Origin of the sequence: Tateyamaria pelophila (genome assembly GCF_019966495.1) — a bacterium.
In the GTDB taxonomy this organism is placed as follows: domain Bacteria; phylum Pseudomonadota; class Alphaproteobacteria; order Rhodobacterales; family Rhodobacteraceae; genus Tateyamaria; species Tateyamaria pelophila.
In genome coordinates this window covers 1-5923 of the sequence record NZ_JAIMIA010000189.1, presented here as the reverse complement: position 1 = coordinate 5923, position 5923 = coordinate 1, and the positions used below count along the sequence as shown (strand labels likewise).

Genomic DNA, 5923 nt, shown 5'->3' with positions numbered 1-5923 from the left:
GGTCTTGGAATATGTACGGCAAATACTTCGACGACATGTCGGTCGGCGACACTTTCGAAACAGGCGGTATCACCCTTCGGGCGGACAGGTAAAGCAGTGCGCCTATACCCTGGGGGCACCGAGTGCAGCAGGATCTTTGCCACCGTTTTGCGGTCGATCCCAAAAAGACGGCCAGCTGCACTTTTGCTCATACCATCAACATGGCACGCCCGACGGACACGGTTGTATAAATCCACAGAATACATCTCCCCACCCTCCACTCATTGGCTTCAGGTGTCAGATTGCGGAATTTTACTCCGCGACGGTCAGATCATCAGACCGTTTCTGTGGTCATTTTGTCTCCGGGATTCACACACGATCAGGGGCTGGCGGGTTTCAGCAATTGTCTGGTCGATCGGGTCCACAGCGCTGTCGAAGACCCGCGCGCCCGCCAAGGTGCGATCCCGCAGAGCGCGGGCAGCAGACAAACGCATGACAAGACGGGTCAGGCTCATGAGACGTCGTCCTCACGGACCAGAATAAGGTTGAGATCGCCCATATCCGTGTGATGGACGCCACTGATTGCATAGATCGGGCTCCCGGCCCGGCTGGTGAGTGTGATCATGTCGCCCTTGGCGGGCATCGTCGTCAGAGCATCCACCTGCGCCCTGGCGATCCAGAATTCGGCGGCGGTTGAGCCAAGCTTGGTTGTGCCCGACATCTGACCACCCCGTGCCTGACCCCGCAGGTCGTCCTGGCCTGGCCCAGCGGAAAAGATACCATGAACCGTGACCTCGGCGCGGTCCGGGTCCACTGCGCGCTCAGCGTATTGCGCGGACAACCGTGGGTGGAGATGCGCGGGTTCCGCAAAGACGCTGGCGAGCGCTGCCGAAACCCGAACGTCCAAATATTCGAATACGCTCATGATTGCCCCTTACCGGTGTCAAAGCCCATTTCCAAATTCCACGCCAATGCAAGCTCTATTGCGCCCACAGAATCTGTGGAGAACTCTGTGGAGAAAGCGCAGGATTTGCAGCTAACGCACCAATATCTTGAGTGTTTTATCAAACGCACAAAAATTAGGCATATCTTAAGCTGCTGTTTTTGTGATTTATTTTCTCGAAATGAGAAGAATGCGCGATCTGGTCCGGAAATTTGTTACAAGTCCATGTCAAGGTTTAATAAGTCAATCGCGACAAGAGCTTGCTGCAGGTCAGCATGTTTGTGCAAGCGCTCACCCTCACGTCCGCTTGCCCGGGATCAGCACGCGCGGGCGGGTGCAGTATTGCAGGGCGTTCATCTGGAACTCGAGGTTCACACCCTTGCCGTTCTGCATTTCCCATTGCTTGCCATAGAGGCGCTGGCCGGGCGTGTTGACCGTCTCGATGTAATCGGCCGGGGCATAGACGGTGCGGAAGAGCCCGGGCACGCCCGAGGGCACGAGGTGGCACTTGTCGGTGTCGATGCCGACATTCTGGCCACCGCGGTAGTTCATCCAGGTGATGCCACCAAACTCGAAGGCGCCGTAGATGCCGGAATTGCCGGAATTGATGTAGGCATTGCGCAGTGAGGCGGCATCGGCATAGCCCTTGTAGGTCTCGCGGACCTCCTTGTGGCCAATCAGGTCATCAAAAAACGCGTCGCCGCAAAGAGCCATGATGCTCGTGTAGGGCAGACCGTCGAGGATCCCGGCCATCTGGCGGATGACACCCGCGCATTTCTTGCGCAGCGCCCCGTCTGCGGCGCTGGCATTGTCGAGGTCAAAGTCGACCACGGACTGCTGGTTTTCGCCAAACTCGGTGAAATAGTCAAAAAGCACCGAGCCGTCAGCGTCCAGAAGCTGGCCGGTCTTGAGGATGTTCAGCCGGTGGTATTCCTCGGTTAGCGCGAAGAACTGGCTGGCTTCGGCCGCGCGATCCGCGATCTTCTGCTGCAGCCGCTCGACAGCCACTTCCTGGCCAAAGGCGCGCACCTGCTGGACCTCATCGGCGTAGATCGCATCATCGACCTGGAAGTGCGGCACCTTGAGCATCCGCATGGCGCGTTTCGATTTATCGAAGGTCTGGCCCGGGCCTCCGCGGGGGCTGGCCGAGACCAGCATGCGGTTTTGCTCCTTGTCCTTCTCGATCGCGATATCCAGCGTGTCGATGCTGGTGGTCTGGAACAGCCCCATCTGGCCAATGCGCGACGGGGTGTATTTGATCTCACGAAGCGCATCCGTGAGGCGCATGACGCTGAAAGCATCCTGACTGAAGATGTTGAGGATCGACATGGGGTGTCCTTTTTGCATTGGCGCGCCAGTGACTGGCCACGCGGGATCGGCCCAATGCCAAAGAGCACGGGGGATCAGATTTCAAATGTGAGGAATTCGGGGCGCGGCGTTAGCGCACTGCAAAGGTCACGCGCGCTTACCGCACGATGATGCCGACACCCGCGAGATCAGCTTGGGCCGCGACCTGTTCAGCGGTCTGGTCGCGGTCAGGATGATAGGTCAGGATCTTGCCGTTGACCTCGGCGTCCCGAGTGATGCCGGCAACCGCAACATCACTTGCGGTGGCATCACAGCCATAGAGCGCAATGGCGACCGCCGTCTGGCTGCCGTCCGCGGCCCCGACGGCGCTGGCGATATATTTGCCGCTGGCGGTGATTTTGCCCAGCACCGTGCCCGGGGCGATGATGCCCGCGCCACTGGCGATAGTGATATTTTCTCGCGAGCGCTGGCCATTGGCCTCGGTCATCAGGAATTCACCAGGATGGCGGCCTTCTGTGTGAACAGTCATGGTTCCGGTCTCCTCTTCAGCCGAAGCGCGCATTTGCGTGCGTGATGGCTTTCGACCACCCGGCCACACTGCGCTCGGCACGGTTGCGTTGATCAGCTGGGGTTTCGGCCCCGAGTTCGGTTTCTTGCGCGGCACGGTCGGCGATCGTCGTGGGTGCCGTGGCCTTGGGCGACGCCGTCATAACTTTCGCCGCGTCCACAGCCGTCATCTCAGTCTCGAGGGCCAGAACCAGCGCCTGCGCCTCCCGACCTTCCGCGTCCGGCGCTGTCAGGATGGACTTGATGCGGGACGTGGCCTCGGCTTTGCCAGCGGTGACACCAGCCGCATGGGCGTCGCTACGAGCCGCATCGACAGCTGCTTGCAGGTCGGCTGGGCTAATTGCAGAGACGTCACTGGCGGGCGCCTCGTTCTGGATGGGTCTGGTCATGGGTCCTCCCTTTCTCTGGGGGTTTGCCCCGGAGGGCGGTTGCGAGAGCGCGGCGATAACCTCGTCCAGGCTCGCCATGCGATCGGCGAGACCTTGGGCAATCGCATCCGCGCCAAGATAGGTGCGTGCTTCTGTGGCTCGGATCGCGGCGGCGCTGATCCGGCCAGCACGCCCCTCCGCCACGAGACCGGCAAACTGGTCGTAGATTTTTAGGACCTCGGCCTGCAGATCGGCGCGCACCGCGTCGGGCAGCGGCCCGAATGGGTTGCCATCGACCTTGTGCGCCCCGGCATGGATCAATGTCGGCTTCACGCCGCGATCTTCCAGTTCCCCCGAGCGATCGAGATGCGTCAGCACAACGCCGATGGAGCCGACCATCGAGGTGGGCGACACGATGATTTCCGATGCCGCACTGGCGATGCCATAGGCCGCAGACGCCGCGACATCATTCACGAAGGCCACAACCGGCTTCACCTCGTTCACAGCGCGAACGAGGTTGGCAGTGGCGAACATGCCCGTGGCCTCTCCGCCGGGACTGTCGATATCCAAGAGGATCGCATGCACCTCCGGGTCGGCTTGCGCCTCGCGCAGCTGCGCGGCAATGCCCTCGTAGGAGACCAGCCCCGAATTGGCCCCGATCCAGGCACCGCGGTTCACCAGGCTGCCCACGATGGGCAGGATGGCAACGCCGTTTGCAACGCGCAGTGAGCTGACGCTGCCGTTGTCCCGGCGGTGACTGCCAACAAAGCGGTTTGATTGCGGGTCCGGAGCCGCCAACGGCTCAATACCAATCCGACCCTGCAACACATGCAGGATCAGATCAGCCTTGTCGGGATGCAGCAGCAGCGGCCGGTTTAGAACCCGGCCCGCAATTTGCACGAGCGTCGGCCCCGCATGCGCCACCGCAGAGTGTTCGACATCAGGCGGTTCCGTCATCTCACCCCTCCTGTTCCAAGCGCAAAGCGCCGCGGGCCCCGGCCCTGTTGCTGGGCGCATTGCTCTTCAAGGCCGCGAATGACGGTCAGCAATCTGTCGGGATAGGCCCGGTGATAGGTCACCGACCGTTCCACGCCGTTCGACCCTGCCCGGAAGCGCACTTCCAGCGCCCCTGACCCGGCAACCAGCGCGACATAGACCTGCCGCAAGCTGGCTGCGGCGGCGCAGGGATCTGCCTCATCAATGAGGATGGTCATGTCTCCGCCTCATCGCTTGTGTCGTCAGCAGCGGCAGGACCTCCGCCCTGCGCTCCCATCATCTGCGGCTCGGGCAGCCCGTACTCGGCCCGGAGCGCCTTTTCCTGCGCCAGTTGCTGGTAGACATCGTCCACATCCGCCCCCAGATCGGTGCAGATCATCGCGTCCGACATGACACCAAGGCGTTTCCAGACCTCGTGCGCCTTGGCTTTTTTCAGATCATCGGCCTGTGGTCGTGGGTCCCCACGCCAGTCCGCGCGACACGCTGCCGTGCGGTTGGCGAGAAACCCCGCAATCCCACCTGGAAATGGCAGGGTTCCAGCTTCAATCTCCTCCTCAAGCCAGGCCTCGTAGATCGGCTGGCAAAACGGCGCCATGATGTTGCGACGCCGGGCTTTCGTGATGGCAAAGATCTCGGTCGTCGCCGCCTGCAGCGAGGAATAGGTGGCCCCCACATTGTCGCCGGTCGCACTTTCATAGGTCAGCCCAAGGCACCGCGCGAGTTCGCGCAGCAGATGCATCGCAAAGGCCGCGTAATCCGAGGATGGGTGATTACTGGTGTGGAACTTCAGCTCTTGCCCCGGAAACAGATGCGCCAGCCGCCCATTGATCCCCACATCCAGCGTGCTGCCGTCATAATAGCCCGCCACCATTTCGATATAGGCCTCCATCGGCGAGATGCCTTGCGCCAGCATCTGCGCCTGTTCCTGCGGCGTCAGCAGGCCCTGCAGCACCTGTTCCGTCGGCTCGTCGGAGGTAATCGTCACCGCAAACAGCGTCTGCACGATCGCCGCCATAAGCGTGGCGTCCGCCAACTGGTCAAACTGGCGCGCCACCTGCAGCGCTGGAACCAGCGGAGAGATGCCCCGATGTGTGCCAGGCGCGCCTTCAAAGATATGAATGACGCGCGGCCGCCCTGCCCTGTCCCGCGCGCGCACATCGTATTCGACGTCATGCTTGAAGAGATCCTTGCGGATCGCGCGGTACCCCACGGGCATGCCGTCGCGGTCGGTATAGACCCCGTTGATCAGGCGCTGCATGCTTTCCGTCTTGCGCGATAGCCGCTGCGGCGGCAGCAGTCGCACCTTCGTGCCATAGCGGTTCCACGGCCGCTTGCGCCAGGGCAGTTCCGCGAGGATTTCCCCCGTCACCAGCCAGGAGCGAAACGCCGCCGCCTGCATTTGGCCAAAGGTGCGCAGGCCCTGAATGTCGCATTCCTGCGCGTTGCGCGCCCAAAGCTCGAACCGGCGCTCCACCGTTTTCGCCCAGTCAGATGCTTGGGCTGCCGTCATCCCAAAAGTCTCGTTTTCCGGCAGCACCTTCAGCTGGAGACCCGTGCCCACGGTGTTGGCGACGCATTGCTCCATGGCCCCGGCCAGCCAGCCGCTGTTGTGCAGGAGATCACCCACCCGCGCGGCGGCATCGTCCCAGGCCTCGCCAATATCATCCTGGCTTTCCCGCAGCGCCGGTTTCCAACCGGCAAAAGTGACACCGCGCCCGCCGCGCATGTATTTGCCTGAGGGCTTGGGGAGGCTCATCCCCTC

7 protein-coding genes are annotated in these 5923 nt (G+C 61.9%); all 7 read right to left on the bottom strand.

Annotation, left to right across the window (positions count from 1 at the left end; translation table 11 throughout):
* Positions 1 to 305: 305 nt before the first annotated feature.
* Positions 306 to 494 (bottom strand): hypothetical protein, encoded by a 189-nt coding sequence (locus LC354_RS25890; RefSeq protein ID WP_223428845.1) that lies wholly within the window; start codon positions 492 to 494, stop codon positions 306 to 308.
* Positions 491 to 904 (bottom strand): hypothetical protein, encoded by a 414-nt coding sequence (locus LC354_RS25885; RefSeq protein ID WP_223428844.1) that lies wholly within the window; start codon positions 902 to 904, stop codon positions 491 to 493. Before LC354_RS25885 ends, LC354_RS25890 begins: the two co-directional genes overlap by 4 nt.
* 315 nt (positions 905 to 1219) lie before the next feature.
* The gene (locus LC354_RS25880) at positions 1220 to 2251 is read right to left on the bottom strand and encodes a major capsid protein (RefSeq protein WP_223428843.1); all 1032 of its coding nucleotides are present in this window, start codon (positions 2249 to 2251) and stop codon (positions 1220 to 1222) included.
* A gap of 136 nt (positions 2252 to 2387) precedes the next feature.
* The gene (locus LC354_RS25875) at positions 2388 to 2759 is read right to left on the bottom strand and encodes a head decoration protein (protein WP_223428842.1); all 372 of its coding nucleotides are present in this window, start codon (positions 2757 to 2759) and stop codon (positions 2388 to 2390) included.
* A 16-nt stretch (positions 2760 to 2775) separates the two neighbouring features.
* Positions 2776 to 4122 carry a S49 family peptidase gene (locus LC354_RS25870; RefSeq protein ID WP_223428841.1) on the bottom strand — a complete coding sequence of 449 codons (1347 nt, stop codon included), beginning with the start codon at positions 4120 to 4122 and terminating at the stop codon, positions 2776 to 2778.
* Positions 4119 to 4379 carry a hypothetical protein gene (locus LC354_RS25865; RefSeq protein WP_223428840.1) on the bottom strand — a complete coding sequence of 87 codons (261 nt, stop codon included), beginning with the start codon at positions 4377 to 4379 and terminating at the stop codon, positions 4119 to 4121. The genes LC354_RS25870 and LC354_RS25865 overlap by 4 nt, the downstream gene beginning before the upstream one ends.
* Positions 4376 to 5923, bottom strand: a 1548-nt coding sequence (locus LC354_RS25860; RefSeq protein ID WP_223428839.1) for a phage portal protein, incomplete at its 5' end; no start/stop codon positions are given. The genes LC354_RS25860 and LC354_RS25865, both read right to left, overlap by 4 nt.